The 12,992-nt window shown below is 69.9% G+C and carries 13 protein-coding genes and 1 pseudogene; 5 read left to right on the forward strand and 9 right to left on the reverse strand.

Annotation, left to right across the window (positions count from 1 at the left end; translation table 11 throughout):
• The first annotated feature begins 6 nt into the window (after positions 1-6).
• Entirely contained in the window at positions 7-951 is a 945-nt protein-coding gene (gene pheA / locus CACI_RS00495) for a prephenate dehydratase (protein ID WP_012784347.1), read from the forward strand.
• On the opposite strand, the gene CACI_RS00500 is transcribed toward pheA, so the two are convergent.
• Positions 938-1,750 (reverse strand): hypothetical protein, encoded by an 813-nt coding sequence (locus CACI_RS00500; protein ID WP_041539961.1) that lies wholly within the window; start codon positions 1,748-1,750, stop codon positions 938-940. The genes pheA and CACI_RS00500 overlap by 14 nt on opposite strands.
• Before the next feature lie 117 nt (positions 1,751-1,867).
• Here CACI_RS00500 and CACI_RS00505 point away from each other — a divergent pair, with 117 nt between their 5' ends.
• The gene (locus CACI_RS00505) at positions 1,868-2,632 is read left to right on the forward strand and encodes a LamB/YcsF family protein (protein WP_012784349.1); all 765 of its coding nucleotides are present in this window, start codon (positions 1,868-1,870) and stop codon (positions 2,630-2,632) included.
• Between the two features lie 32 nt (positions 2,633-2,664).
• On the forward strand, positions 2,665-4,359 hold the full coding sequence (locus tag CACI_RS00510; protein WP_012784350.1) for a 5-oxoprolinase subunit B/C family protein: 1,695 nt from the start codon (positions 2,665-2,667) through the stop codon (positions 4,357-4,359).
• Between the two features lie 40 nt (positions 4,360-4,399).
• Here CACI_RS00510 and CACI_RS49470 read toward each other — a convergent pair whose 3' ends face one another.
• The 4 genes from CACI_RS49470 to CACI_RS00525 all read right to left on the reverse strand — a co-directional run bounded on the left by CACI_RS49470 (position 4,400) and on the right by CACI_RS00525 (position 7,774).
• Complete coding sequence (locus tag CACI_RS49470; RefSeq protein ID WP_012784351.1) at positions 4,400-5,410, reverse strand: hypothetical protein; 1,011 nt, start codon at positions 5,408-5,410, stop codon at positions 4,400-4,402.
• 103 nt (positions 5,411-5,513) lie between these two features.
• Positions 5,514-5,792 carry a hypothetical protein gene (locus CACI_RS00515; protein WP_012784352.1) on the reverse strand — a complete coding sequence of 93 codons (279 nt, stop codon included), beginning with the start codon at positions 5,790-5,792 and terminating at the stop codon, positions 5,514-5,516.
• A gap of 69 nt (positions 5,793-5,861) precedes the next feature.
• The gene (locus CACI_RS00520; RefSeq protein WP_012784353.1) at positions 5,862-6,431 is read right to left on the reverse strand and encodes a DUF1707 and FHA domain-containing protein; all 570 of its coding nucleotides are present in this window, start codon (positions 6,429-6,431) and stop codon (positions 5,862-5,864) included.
• Positions 6,432-6,499: 68 nt separating this feature from the next.
• Complete coding sequence (locus CACI_RS00525) at positions 6,500-7,774, reverse strand: serpin family protein (RefSeq protein WP_012784354.1); 1,275 nt, start codon at positions 7,772-7,774, stop codon at positions 6,500-6,502.
• 80 nt (positions 7,775-7,854) lie between these two features.
• Between CACI_RS00525 and CACI_RS00530 the strand changes: the two genes are divergently transcribed.
• Entirely contained in the window at positions 7,855-8,409 is a 555-nt protein-coding gene (locus tag CACI_RS00530) for a hypothetical protein (RefSeq protein ID WP_012784355.1), read from the forward strand.
• Between the two features lie 223 nt (positions 8,410-8,632).
• Here CACI_RS00530 and CACI_RS00535 read toward each other — a convergent pair whose 3' ends face one another.
• Positions 8,633-9,304: a nitroreductase family protein gene (locus CACI_RS00535; protein ID WP_012784356.1), complete on the reverse strand. Its 672-nt coding sequence runs from the start codon at positions 9,302-9,304 to the stop codon at positions 8,633-8,635.
• Between the two features lie 47 nt (positions 9,305-9,351).
• Complete coding sequence (locus tag CACI_RS44855; protein WP_012784357.1) at positions 9,352-9,906, reverse strand: RcpC/CpaB family pilus assembly protein; 555 nt, start codon at positions 9,904-9,906, stop codon at positions 9,352-9,354.
• 147 nt (positions 9,907-10,053) lie between these two features.
• On the opposite strand from CACI_RS44855, the gene CACI_RS51905 reads away from it, so the two are divergent.
• The gene (locus CACI_RS51905) at positions 10,054-10,317 is read left to right on the forward strand and encodes a hypothetical protein (RefSeq protein WP_049871416.1); all 264 of its coding nucleotides are present in this window, start codon (positions 10,054-10,056) and stop codon (positions 10,315-10,317) included.
• Positions 10,318-10,331: 14 nt separating this feature from the next.
• Here CACI_RS51905 and CACI_RS53800 read toward each other — a convergent pair.
• Together CACI_RS53800 and CACI_RS00550 are read right to left on the reverse strand one after the other, a co-directional pair.
• Positions 10,332-10,472 (reverse strand): annotated as a pseudogene (locus CACI_RS53800) (FmdB family zinc ribbon protein); the annotation flags it as partial.
• Positions 10,473-10,626: 154 nt separating this feature from the next.
• Complete coding sequence (locus CACI_RS00550; RefSeq protein WP_012784359.1) at positions 10,627-12,957, reverse strand: ATP-binding SpoIIE family protein phosphatase; 2,331 nt, start codon at positions 12,955-12,957, stop codon at positions 10,627-10,629.
• Positions 12,958-12,992 lie beyond the last annotated feature (35 nt).

The following is a 12,992-nucleotide window of genomic DNA, read 5'->3' on the forward strand; positions in this document are numbered from 1 at the left end:
GGTGGCATGACCGATACTGCGTCGCCTCGCGTCCCCACTCGCTACGGCTTCCTGGGCCCGGCGGGGACGTTTACGGAGGCGGCGCTTCTTAGCGTTCCCGGCGCGCGGGACGCGGAGCGGGTTCCATATGAGTCCGTGCCGGCAGCGCTGGACGCGGTGCGGCGTGACGAGGTGGCGGGCGCGGTTGTCGCGTTCGAGAACTCCGTCGAGGGCGCAGTGCCGGCAACGCTTGACGATCTCTCCACTGAGGAACCGCCGCTGCACATCGTGCGCGAGATCCTGTTGCCGGTGGAGTTCGCGCTCATGGGGCGCCCGGACACGGCGCTCGCCGACATCAAGACCGTCTCCAGCCATCCGCACGCCTATCCGCAGTGCCGGCGGTGGCTGGCCGAGAATCTGCCGGACGCGCGGTGGGTCGCGGCGTCGTCCAACGCGGACGCGGCGCGGCTGGTCTCCGAGGGCGTGCACGACGCCGCCCTGGCGGGGTCCTTCGCGGCGCCGTTCTACCGGCTCACGCTGCTCGCCGAGAACATCCACGACGTCAGCGGGGCGGTCACCCGGTTCGTGATGGTCGTGCCGCCCGGCCCGCCGCCGGCCCGGACCGGCGCCGACAAGACGTCCCTGGCCGTGGTGCTGCGGGACAACCACCCGGGCGCGCTCCTGGAGATCCTTGAGGAGTTCGCGGTCCGGGGCGTGGACCTGATGCGCATCGAGTCGCGCCCGACGCGGTCGAAGCTGGGGACCTACTGGTTCTCCATCGACTGCGAAGGGCACCTGGAGGACGCGCGGGTCGGGGAAGTCCTGACCGGCCTGCGGCGGGTCGCCGCCGAGGTCCGGTACCTCGGCAGCTACCCGCGTGCCGACGGGCGCGCCGCGGAGATCCGCAAAGGGACCTCCGACGAGGACTTCCACGAGGCGGCCGAATGGCTGGCCGGCCTCAGGAACCGATGAGCGCGTTCAGCAGGGTCTCCCGCTCGGCGATCGCCGTGTAGAGCTGCTCGGAGATCGAGCGCAGCGCCGTCAGCGAGTCGTACTGGTAGGCCGCGAGCACGTCCGCCATGGGGTTCTCCATCAGCGTCTGGCGCTCCAGTGCCAGCTCTGCCTGCTTCACGCGCAGCCAGATCAGGCGGTGCTGGAGCCACATCTCGCGCTGCGGACTGTCCACCGCCGGGCCCGAGGAGGTCAGCGACCATTCTTCGCTGAGCTTCTGGAGCGCCGGCAGGTCGTCCTTCTCGTAGGCGGCGTTGACGCGGGTGATGAACGCCGAGCGGCGGGCGATCTCGGCCTGGTCCTGGACGAGGTCCGGGTGCGACCGGCGCGCCAGCTCGCGGTAGAGCCGCTGCGCGGTCTTGCTCGGGCGCACCGGGACGTCCGGGTCGGGGGTCGGGGCCGCCTCCTCGCGAGGACGCGGCGGCTTCTGCTCGTGCTCGGAGCCGCCCTCCCCGTCGTCCTCGAGCAGCCCGGCGTTCGCGGCGGCGAACAGCATCGGGTCCTCGCCATCGACCCGCGCCCGGGCCTCCACCGCACGGCGGATGGCCTCGGGGTCGCCGGTCATGGCGGCTTCGGTCTCGGCGGTGAGCGCGTCCAGCTCGTCCAGCCGGCCGTACAGGGGGCCCAGTTGGATCTGGTGCAGCCGGGTGAACTGGTCCAACTCGGCACGCAGCGACTCGACGGCCACCTGCGTGTCCAGCAGGGCCGTCTCGGCCACCACGACGGCGTCTTCCAGATTCTGGAACAACGGCTCACTCATTGCCTGGGCAGTCTCCACGGTTGGTCCTCACAGATTTACTCAGGGCACTGCGGCAGAGAGGGTACAGGAGCGACAAGGGGTGACGGCTCCGTCTTCGGGCGTACTGTGGTGCGCAGGATGATCGACCTTAACGCAGATCTGGGCGAAGGTTTCGGGCGTTGGCGACTAGGCGACGACGACGCTCTCCTGGAACTGGTCACCAGTGCCAACGTCGCCTGCGGCTTCCACGCCGGCGATCCCTCCACCATGCGCCGGGTCTGTGCGGCGGCTGTCAGCCGCGGAGTACGGGTCGGAGCCCAGGTCGGCTACCGTGACCTGGCCGGATTCGGCCGCCGCGACATCGAGTACGACCCCCACGAACTGGCCGACGACGTCCTCTTCCAGATCGGAGCCCTGGACGCCTTCGCCAGAGCGGCCGGTGACCGCGTCCGCTACGTGAAACCGCACGGGGCTCTGTACAACCGTATCGTGCATGACGCCGTACAGGCGGAGGCGGTGGTGCGAGCGGTGGTCACATTCGCTTCAGTGTACGACGTCCAAGTCCCTGTGTTGGGACTTCCCGGATCCGTCTTTCTGGAATTGGCGACCACGGCAGGCCTGTCGGTCATCCCCGAAGCCTTCGCCGACCGCGCCTACACGCCCCAGGGGACCCTGGTCTCGCGCTCCAAGCCCGGCGCGGTACTGACGACACCGGAGGAAGTCGCGGGGCGCGCGGTGGAGATGGCCGTGTCCGGCACGGTCCGCGCGATCGACGGAACGCTGGTGAACGTGTCGGCGCGGTCTTTGTGCGTCCACGGGGACTCGCCGTCCGCGGTGGCCATGGCGGCTGCGGTGCGCGACGGGCTGCGGTCGGTGGGAGTCGAGGTCGGGGCGTTCGCGTGAGCGGGGGTTCTGGGGCTGGTCAAGCGCCCCGAGTGTTACCCGCGGGCCCATTCGGGGTACTGCTCGAGTTCGATTCTTTGGACAAAGTTCAGCGCTGCTTCGCATGGGTCGAGCGCTGGCGCACGGCGCGGCCGGGAGTGCTGGTCGATGTGGTGCCCGCCGAGCAGACGCTGATGGCCATCGCGACGTTCGACGACGCGGGGCAGCGCGGGTTGCGGGAGTTCGTCGCGGCGGTCGGGGCTGTGGACTGGGCTGATGCCGGTACGGACGATGACGCGGCACCTGCCGCAGACGCCGAGACTGTCGAACTCCCGGTGACGTACGACGGCCCAGATCTGGACGATGTGACCCGCCTGACCGGGCTTGCCGCAAACGAGATCGTTTCGTTGCACACGGAAGCCGAATTCACCGTCGCGTTCACAGGTTTCGCGCCGGGCTTCGCGTACCTGACCGGCTTGCCGGACGCGCTACGCGTGCCCCGCCGCGATGCGCCGCGCACCCGCGTGCCGACCGGAGCGGTGGCATTGGGTGGGCCGTACAGCGGCGTCTATCCGCGCGAATCCCCGGGCGGCTGGCAGCTGATCGGGCAACTGGCGCCATGGGCCCCGACACTGTGGGACGAGACGCGGGAATCGCCGGCCCTGCTGCGGCCAGGCACACGGGTCCGGTTCGTCGACGCAGCCGGGCAAAGCGCTCCGGACAGCAGCGCTCCCGCCAAGCTGACGCAGGCCACCGCGGCAGCCACGGAACCCGGCCTGCGGGTGGTCCGCGCCGGACCACTGACGACCGTGCAGGACCTCGGCCGACCGGGCTTCGCGCACCTCGGCGTGCCACGCTCAGGAGCGGTCGACCGGACATCGCTGAAGCTCGCCAACCGCTTGGTGGGCAACGAAGAGGGCGCCGCAGCCCTCGAGCTGACACTTGGCGGCGGAGCGGTGCAGCTCGAAGTCGGACGCTGGGTCGCGGTTACCGGGGCACGGTGCGAGATCACGATGACGGTGCCGGCACCCGAGTCGGCGCTTGAGCCTGCCGCCGCTCGCGAGGTCGGCCCTGATCGAAAGTCCGCACCCGCAGCCGGGCCCTCCCACCGGCCGATTGTTATGCGAACTGTGCCAGGCACTGCTTTTTATGCGCCTGAGGGCGCCGTGGTTGAGGTGGGGCCGGCGGTGGCGGGGGTGCGCGCTTACCTTGCCATGGCCGGTGGGGTGGGGGGTTTTGAGGTGTTGGGGAGTCGGTCCGTTGATCTCCTTTCGGGGGTTGGGGGGCGGGCTCTGGGGGGCGGGGCGCGGGTCGGTGTGGGCGTGCCGGTGGGGTTGCCGCCGGATATCCCGGGGTTGGGGATGGCACCGGTGCGGGATGTGGGGGATCCGGTGGTGGTGCGGTTGGTTTTGGGGCCCCGGAGTGAGTGGTTCACGGATGACGCGGTGCGGGATCTGGTTGCGGCGCGGTGGACGGTGGGAGTGGAGTCGAATCGGACCGCGGTGCGGTTGGACGGGCCTTCGTTGGCGCGGGCGCGTGATGGGGAGCCCGCCAGCGAGCCTTTGGTCGTGGGGGCTGTGCAGGTGCCTCGGGATGGGCGGCCGCTGCTGTTCTTGGCCGACCATCCGGTGACCGGGGGGTATCCGGTGATCGCGTGTGCCCATCCGGCGGATGTGGATGCCGCGGGGCAGGCGCGACCGGGGACGGGGATCCGGTTCCGGATGGTCGGTGGGCTGGCTTCGCGGTGAGGTGGTGTCAGCTGGTAGGTGGCAGTCAGGCAGTCAGGCGTCAGGTCGGGCTGGACGCCGGGTCTGATTGGCCGCGTGGCGGGTTCATGTACGCCCCGAGTGTGGCGCGGGCCAGTGAGGACTGTGCGCGGGACAGGAAGCGTGTGCCGGGGCTGGGAGTGGCGCCTGGGCTGTCGCCGGTGTCGGGATCAGAGTCCTGCGAAGAGGTGCCGCCCGGGTCTGGGCCGGGGTGGGGCTCGGTGGTGGGACCGGTTCGCTGGCGGGGGACGCGCGGGGGGATTCGTGGTCGGTCCGGCTGTGCGACGGCGCTGTGGGACACGGGAGTCGCTGCCGCGTGAGCGGGCGTTGGGGCGGCCTCTGACCCCGTGAAGATCAGGGGGGTGGGGGCGTGTGGGGCGGCGGGCGAGTGCATGGGGATCGCGGGGGATTCGGCACCCGGGGTGGAATCGGAGGCAGCGCCCGAAGTGGAATCTGAGACCGAATTCGAGGCAGCGACCGATGCAGTGGCCGAGGTGGAATCCGAGGCGGCGACCGAGAGTGGGTGGCTGTCGTTCGTTGATGGCGCTGCGTGGTCTGCGGGCGCTGCGGGCGCTGCGGGGGCTGCGGCGGTGTCGGGGATCGGGGCGGCTGCTTCGAGTAAGAGTTCTGGTGTCGGTTGCAGGGTTTCGGGGTCCAGCCAGCCTTGTTTGACGGCTTCCTGCTGACAGCCCGAGCGGGAGCGGCCGTGGGCGTGGGAGATGGTCTTCCAGCTGTGGCCGGTGCTGAGGTGGCGGCGGAGGTCCGCTCTTTCCTCGTCGGTCCAGCGGGTGCCGTGGTTGGGCCATTGGGCCTTGCGGCGGGCTGTTTCGGGGTTGGGCTGTCTGGCGAACCAGGTGATGGAGCGGAGCTGGCCCTGGGCGGCCACGTAGACGATGTCGCCTTGGTGGTGGAAGACGAGTTGGTCGTCGTGGAACTCCACGCCGTCGGCCGGGATCATCAGCTGGGCGCCGGGGGTGGTTTCGGGGGCGGCTATGAGTTCCGCTCGGAGCCAGGGTTGGGTTTGGGTGGGCATTGTTTCCCCCTCAGTGGCGGGTTTTGGTCTGGTTTTTCCAGAGTGACAGAGGGGTCTGACAGGTTTTGGGGTTTTTGAGTTATTGGGGATAAGACGTCTTATATTATTGCGGCTGCTTCTGGCGCTTGCGAGTGCGGGTGCGGGTCAGCAGGAGGCTGGTCAGCATGCCGGCGAGGAAGGTGCCGGCGAGGGTGAGCCACATGGGGCTGGTCACTGTGACGATCCAGAAGGTGATGCTGGCCTTGCGGGTGTTGGCCAGGATGAACCAGATGGCCACCACCGCGATGACGATGGCGCCGATCATGCGCGAGCGCTGGGCCTTGTCGGCCGCGGTGCGCGGGGGTTGCGAGGCCGGCGGGGGCTGGGGCGCTTGGGTCGTCATGCCCCGCCTGTTGCCGCCGGTGGACCCTGGAAACTTTCGTTGCCCCGAACAGGGGAACGGCGGTGAGGGTCAGCGGCCGTTCAGGGAGAAGACCACTGAGCCGAAGGAGACCTCGTCGCCGGGTTGCACGGCGGTGGGAGCGGTGATGCGCCAGCCGTTGACCCGGGTGCCGTTGGTGGAGCCCAGGTCCACCAGGAACCAGCCGTTCTGGGAGCGGCGGAACTCGGCGTGGTAGCGGGACACCGTGGTGTCGAACAGCTGCAGGTCGCATTCGGGCATGCGGCCGATGCGGAGGGTGACCTGCGGGCCGCCGGGGAGGGACAGGCGGGGCAGGGAAGGTCCGCGCCAGGCTGCCTTGACCTTGAAGCGGAAGTGCGCGACGGCCGAGACCGCGTTCACCACGCGCTGGCCGAAGCCCGGCTGGTCGGCCGGGATCGGCAGGTCGGAGACGAGCTGGGTCAGCTCGCTGTGTGACTGCACCGCCAGGGCCTGGTCCAGGCGGTGCGAAAAGGTGTCGCTGGACAGGCGGCCGGCTTCGGCGCCGGCCGACAGCGCGTCGATGGCGTTGTCGCGCTCGGCGTCCGACGGCCGAAAGTCCGGCGGCTGCCATCCGGCGTTCCCGAACGAAGGACCTCCCATGGAAGAGATTGTCCAATGTCGGCCGACGGGGTGTCCAGCAAGACCGGGGGGTTCCATCGAGCCCTGTGTCAGCCGCGTGGGTCGCTCACCTGGCCCAGGAACAGGATCTGGCCCGTCACGGTGTCCCTGATCAAGAAGAGGAAAGGCCGGTCGACGTGCATTTCCGCCGGCGGGGACTGCTGCGGCGCGGCGCCGGCGACGACGGTGACGCCCGAGGCCGCGGCCGCTGTGGTGCCGTCCTCGTCGACGGCGACGTGGGTCTTCTGCACGACGGCTCCGACGAACAGCGACTCGGGTTTGGCCGGGACCCCGCTCAGGTCCGCCGAGTTCGGGTCGAAGACAGTCTGCATGCCCAGGGACTCCAGCGGAGACTTCAGATCGCGGCTGGTGTCGAACGTGAACTTCGGCAGCTCGAGGTCGACCGGGGACGGCGTGGCCGAGGCGGTCATCGTGGCGAGGCTGTCGCCGGTGAGCGACTTGCGGAAGGTGTCGAAGGACCCGGATGCCGGGAGAAGGATGCCCATCGCCAGGTGATCTTGCTGGTACGGCAGCTCCGCGTACTGCCAGTCGGCGCCGTGGGCGTAGGCGAAGCTGTGCTCCTTGCCCATCGTCGGGACGTTCGCGGTGCTGCCGTTCGTCAGGTGGAACGGCTTGTCCGAGGTCGCGCTCTTGGCGAACGCGTCGGCCCACTTCGCCTTGAGATATAGGGAATCGGTGAGGGCGAGCCGGGTCGCGGGACTGATGGAGCCCGGACCGAAGAGGTCCTTGATGAGTCCGTTGGTCTGATCCTCGACGGTCTTGTTGATCGTCTGGCGCGCGCTCTCGGAGTTCGTGAAGTCGGTCTCGCGGACGCCGGCGTCGAAGGCCGAGGCGAGGGTCTGGAGATAGGACGGCTGAATGTCGTATCCCTTCTGCGTCCACACGGTGTCGTACTGCTGCAGCTCTGCCTTGTCGGCGAGCTCGCGCTGCACGGTCGCCGAGTCCAGGGCGCCGAGCGCGTCGGCGAACTGGTCGGCGGTCATGGTGGTGTGCAGGGCCTTGGCCATCTGGGCCTCGGTCTGCCCCTTCGCGCCGGGCAGCAGCATCGTCAGCACCGTGGCCAGGCTGGTCGGCGAGATCATGACGTTGCCCTCGTCGCCGTCGGCGACGGAGTGGAAGACGTCGACGCCGAACGCGTTCACGCCGGCCGAGGCGGCGCTCAGATCGGCCTGCCCGACGGTCGCCCGCGCGGCGTTGACGCGCACCAGGGAGCCGCCCGCCGACGAAGAGCTTCCGGAGGACGAGCACGCCGTCAGGGCGGCGAGGGATGCGGCGGTGATCGCGGCTATCTGCTTGCGTGGCATGCGGATTGGACGCAGGCGGGGGCGATCCGGTTTCCTCCGAGCGGGGGTGACCGTGTCCGGGGTCGATCGTTGAAGCCGTCATGAACGCCATGACCGTGCCCCCGATGTCTTCCCCGGCGATGCCGCAGAACCAGGAACAGGAAGGACCCGGGGAAGCCGTTGACATCCCGCAGCAGCAGGACGCCGAACCGCGCCAGGAGGAAATGCCGGCGGTAACCGCTGCCGAGACGGAGCCGGGAGGCGGAGCCGGCGAGACCGGAGAGCCTGCCGCCGACGGGGACGAGGGCAAAGAGCCTGCTGCCGACGCCGGTGAGACCAGCGGGGACAGAGACGAGAAGGAAGAGAAGGAAGACAAGGACGAGAAGAAGACGGCGGCCAAGCCGAAGCGCAAGAGTGCTCCGCGCAAGACCGCCGGCGGCAGCAAGACCCTCGTCGTCCTGAAGGGCGGCCGGGTCCAGTACGCCGACACCGACGCGGTGGTCGTGGTGGACCTCGACGAGGCCGCCTCCCCCGACACCGACGTACACGACGTCCTGGACCGGCTCACGGAGCTGCGGGACGCGACCGAGTCGCCGGCCAAGACGGACGCCGTCAGAGCTCTGACAGACCTGATCCAGGAGAAGGCCCTGGGCTAGTGTCCCGCGCCGGAGATCCGCTGCGAAAATCGACTCCAGGAGCGACCCTCGCGGCGCCGGTGCCCTGACCGCTGCGCGGCCAAGCTGACCAGCCACGACCAACCAGGTCGAGGCAGGTCATCCGACTTGCCAGGCCCGCCCCTGAAGCCGATTTTCATCACCTTGTGATGTCTCCTCACGTTTGTTCTTAGGCAACGGGTTTCCGGCGCGGGACACTAGTCCCTCAGGACTCGGGGGAGGGCTGCCACAGCGGCTCGTCGACGGTGAAGCCCACCGGCTCGCCCCAGCCGTTCCGGTACGCGACCTCGTGCGCGGGACGGCGCGGGGCGACGCCCCAGCGGCCGGTCGGGTAGCCGAAGGACACGCAGCAGGACTGGGTCCACTTCTCCTCGGCCGGCACGCCGAGGATCTCCTTGACCTCTTGGTCATGGAAGCCGCCGAGGATCGAGGTCAGCGCGCTGCCGACGCCTTGGGCGCGGGCGGCCAGCTGCGCGTTCCAGACCGCCGGGAAGATCGAGCCGCCGGAGCGGTCGCGCTGGACGAACGCGAACAGGAACAGCGGGACCTGCTCGAAGTTCTCGCCGAGCCACCGGGAGGACTTCGTGACCTTCGCCATCTGGCGCGACTCGGGGCTGTCCGGGTCGGCGGCGATCGCGGCCAGCATCGGGGCGTAGACCGTCGTGTAGAGCTGGTCGAGGGCGTCGCGGTAGAGCGGGCCGAGGAGCTTCTTCTTCTCGGGGTCGTCGAGGAGCAGGAACCGCCAGTTCTGCCCGTTGCCGCCGGAGGGCGCGCGGATCGCGGCGTCCAGGATGCGGGCCTGGACGGACTCCGGGATCGGGTCGGGCTTGACCCGGCGCATGGCCCGGGTGGTGTAGAGCGCTTCGTAAATGTCCATGATGATCCGCAGGGTAGGTTTCTTCCCCGGGTGGGGCAAGGCCGGGCTCAGCCATGGCGCAGCGCGTAGCTCAGGCGGTCCGCGACGGCGGCCCGGGCCAGCCGGGCGGCGGTCGCGTTGTCCACAGCCAGGAACACCAGACCGCCGTCGTCCGGGGCGGCGCGGGTGAGCGAACCGGGGTCCGCGGAGTGCGCGATCTCGAGGACTGAGACGTCGACGGCGACCGCGGTCTCACCCCGTGGCGGGTCGGCGCCGAGGCCGGGGATCGGGCCGGAGGAGGCCTCCGGCGGACCCGGCGGCCCGTCCGGACCGGCGTCGTGCGCGGCCAGCACGTCGATCCGGTCGCCCGGGCGCAGGTAGCCGGTGCTGCCGGCGTCGGCGAACCGCACCGGGACCGCGACCAGGCCGCTCATCAGGGATTCCGCGGCGAACCGGGGCGGACGGCGCGCTGGCGGGACGGAGTGCTCCGCGGTCAGCAGAGCCATCGAGACCCCGGCGAAGCCGGCGGCGCCGATGACGCGCAGCCGCCGGGTGCGGGAGGTGTGGCGGCGGCCGGACAGCCGGGCGGCGAGCTTCGGGCGGGCGGTGGTGGCAGTGGGCATTGCTCCCCCTCGCGTAGTCGGAACGCTTCGGAGAGCAATGATCCGAGAGGGTGCTCAAGCCTGTCCACCGGTCGCGGCGCGGCCTGTGGATAACTGGGGTGGTTCTGTGGATAACGCGGTGGACAACCGGGTCGGCGTCAGCTCTTTGTGGACGACGAAGAGCCCGAGCTTGACGAGGACGAGGACGACGTGCTCGACGAGGAGGACGACGAGCCGCCCTTGGAGGAGCCGCCTGAGCTGCCCGAGCCGCTGGAACCGCCCGACCCGCTCGAACTCCCCGACCCCGAAGAGCCAGAGCCAGAGCCGGAGCCGGAGTCGGAACTCGAACCGGAACCCGACCCGGACGAGCCGTTCGAGGACGACCCCGGCGGCGTCGACGAACTCGACGACGACCGGCTGTCGGTGCGGTAGAAACCGCTGCCCTTGAACACGATGCCCACGGCGGAGAAGACCTTGCGCAGGTCGCCCTGGCAGTTCGGGCACACGGTCAGCGCGTCGTCCGTGAACTTCTGCACGACCTCCAGCGCCTCACCGCAGTCTTTGCACTGGTACTGGTAAGTCGGCACGGGCAAACTCCTTCATCGACCTGGCACTCTGGCCGCCAGACTGCCAATTCTGCGGGATCGGCGCGGGCACTGTCCAATGCGGTGGGGCAGTACTGTGACACACCTCACCCCTCGGACCGGTCGGACAGGCCGCGATCCCAGCAAGAACAGTAGGTCAGAACAGCGGGATCTCGAACCAGACGAACTTGCCCGCATCGGTGGGCCGCGCGCCCCACCGCGCCGACAGCGCGTCCACCAGATACAACCCGCGGCCGCCCTCATCTGTTTCCGCGGCCTGCCGGATGCGGGGCAGCCGCACGTCCGGGTCGTGCACCTCGATCCACAGCGCCCGCAGCCCGCGCCGCAGCACCAGGTCCAGCCGCCGCGAACCGCCGGGCGCGGCCAGGGTGCCGTCCAGCATCCCCAGCTCGTCCAGCAAGCCGGGCTCGGCGAGCAGGTCCAACTCGTTCTCCTCGTCCAGGGCGCCGAGGTGGTCGGCGTACTCCCGGACGGCCGCCAGCTCCATCATGTCCTCGGCCATGGGCGGCGGCTCGGGATCGGAGTACTGGTCGGAGTCGGAGAAGGACCACGGAGTCGGCCGCGGACCGCTCGCGTGCCGCACCGCGTTCGTGATCAGCTCGGAGACCAGCAGCTCGGCCAGCTCCGCGTGCTCGCTCAGACCCCACTCGCGCAGCACGGCCCGGGTGTGGTGCCGGGCGGCGAACGCCGCCTCCGGACGCGCCGGCAGCGCCAGACGCGACAGCGGGAGGTCGACAGTCGAGGTCGCCATGGCGAGCACAGCCTGGTCGTCGTGCGCCTCGCTACCGGCGGCCCGCAGAGCCGCCCGGCAGATCGCCCGAGGCTCGCGCACCACGCGCTCGATGGCCAGACACAGTGTGCGGACACCGGTGTCCACCGACTGGTCGCGCCGCTCCACGACCCCGTCCGTGTACATCACCAGTACGTCCCCAGGAGGGATGCTGAAGATGTGGTCCTCGAACTGCACGGCACCCTTGCCGCCGCCGGGACCCAGCGGACCGATGCCCAACGGGACGTCCGGCGGGACCTCCATCGGATAAGTCCCGTGCGCGGAAGCCAACAAGGGCGGCGGGTGTCCGGCGTTCGCTAGAGCGCAGCGCCGGGTGAAGGGGTCATAGATGGCATATACACAGGTGACGAGGATCTCCTCGTTCAGCCCGCGGACCAACTCGTCCAGATACGACAGCAACTGTCCGGGCTGCACATCCAGCACTGCGTAGGCACGCAAGGCGGCGCGCAACTGTCCCATCACAGCGGCGGCGTGCGCACCGCGTCCCTGCACGTCCCCGATGACCACGCCGATCCGTCCGGCGGACAGCTCGACGACGTCATACAAGTCACCGCTGACTTCAGAGGCGGCACCCGGGGCATAGCCCACGCGGATGGAGACGCCGTCAGGGAGCGGCAAGTCGGTCGGCAGGAGCGACTTCTGCAACGCCAGCGCCAGAGTCCGCTGCCGGTCGAACATGGCCGCGTTCTCCAGGGCCAGCCCGGCCCGCGCCGCCAGCTCCTCGACAAGCTCCAGGTCCGCCGTGTCGTACCGGGGCGTCGGGTCGGCGTCCTCGGTAAGCGCGATGGCGAGGACTCCGCGCACTCCGCTAGGCGCCAGGAGCGGAACAGCGATCAGTGACTTCGCGTCCAGCAGGAGCGACTTGCGGTCGCACTCCTCGTCCTGGTCCAGCGCCTTGACTCGCGGTGCGCCCTGAATGAGAACCGGACGTCCGGTCCGCAGCGCGCGGTCACAAGGATGGCGCGCCGGGTAGTGGATCTCCGTACCCGAACGCATAGGAGGACACGGAGCAGTGTCCGTACTGTGCACCGTCACCAGGCGCTGCGCGACGCCGTTCTCATCCAGCAGGTCCACGACACAGGTGTCGGCGAACGCCGGAACCAAGATCTCCGCCAGCGCGGCGAGCGTCCGTCCGGTGTCCAGCGAGGTCCCCAGCTGCATCCCCGCGCGCGACAGCACCGCGGCGCGCACAGCGGCCCGTGCGGCGGCGCGCTGCTGGTCGTCGCGGCTGGCGTCGGAGCCGAACAGGTCGATCGCGGTCACCACGGTGCCGGTGATCATGCCGCCGGACATCATCGGCGCGGCGCGCACCCGGGCCAGCAGCGAGTCGCCGTTGCGCGTGGTGATCGGGAAGGAGCCCTCCCAGGTCCCGCCGCGCTGGACGGTCGACCCGATGGAGTCCAGGTGTGACAGAGCGTTGCCGTTGGTGCCGTCGGCGACCACGAACTCGGTCCACGGCCGGCCCAGCACCTCTTCCCCGTACCAGCCGAAGAGCTCCTCGGCGGCGGGGTTCCAGCCGGTGATCTGTCCCCGGTGGTTCAGCACCACCACGGGGTCGGGCAGAGCCTCCAGCACCGAGATCGCCGAGGTCTGGGTGCTGTTCGCCGGGACGAGCTCGGCGGAGGGCTGCGGCCGGGCGTGCGGGAGCTGTTCCCCGGTCCCCGGCTGACGTCGCATGTGAGGTACCAACCGCTCTGCCGAACCCTGACGTT

The organism is Catenulispora acidiphila DSM 44928, from assembly GCF_000024025.1.
In the GTDB taxonomy this organism is placed as follows: domain Bacteria; phylum Actinomycetota; class Actinomycetes; order Streptomycetales; family Catenulisporaceae; genus Catenulispora; species Catenulispora acidiphila.

Bases quoted from the DNA above. Each gene is read 5' to 3' on its own strand.
- CACI_RS00530 (WP_012784355.1), top strand. From the start codon at position 7,855: ATGAACGCCATGACCGTGCCCCCGATGTCTTCCCCGGCGATGCCGCAG.
- CACI_RS00505 (WP_012784349.1), top strand. From the start codon at position 1,868: ATGATCGACCTTAACGCAGATCTGGGCGAAGGTTTCGGGCGTTGGCGA.
- CACI_RS00535 (WP_012784356.1), bottom strand. From the start codon at position 9,304: ATGGACATTTACGAAGCGCTCTACACCACCCGGGCCATGCGCCGGGTC.
- CACI_RS00525 (WP_012784354.1), bottom strand. From the start codon at position 7,774: ATGCCACGCAAGCAGATAGCCGCGATCACCGCCGCATCCCTCGCCGCC.
- pheA (WP_012784347.1), top strand. From the start codon at position 7: ATGACCGATACTGCGTCGCCTCGCGTCCCCACTCGCTACGGCTTCCTG.
- CACI_RS44855 (WP_012784357.1), bottom strand. From the start codon at position 9,906: ATGCCCACTGCCACCACCGCCCGCCCGAAGCTCGCCGCCCGGCTGTCC.
- CACI_RS49470 (WP_012784351.1), bottom strand. From the start codon at position 5,410: ATGCCCACCCAAACCCAACCCTGGCTCCGAGCGGAACTCATAGCCGCC.
- CACI_RS00500 (WP_041539961.1), bottom strand. From the start codon at position 1,750: ATGAGTGAGCCGTTGTTCCAGAATCTGGAAGACGCCGTCGTGGTGGCC.
- CACI_RS00550 (WP_012784359.1), bottom strand. From the start codon at position 12,957: ATGCGACGTCAGCCGGGGACCGGGGAACAGCTCCCGCACGCCCGGCCG.
- CACI_RS00520 (WP_012784353.1), bottom strand. From the start codon at position 6,431: ATGGGAGGTCCTTCGTTCGGGAACGCCGGATGGCAGCCGCCGGACTTT.
- CACI_RS00515 (WP_012784352.1), bottom strand. From the start codon at position 5,792: ATGACGACCCAAGCGCCCCAGCCCCCGCCGGCCTCGCAACCCCCGCGC.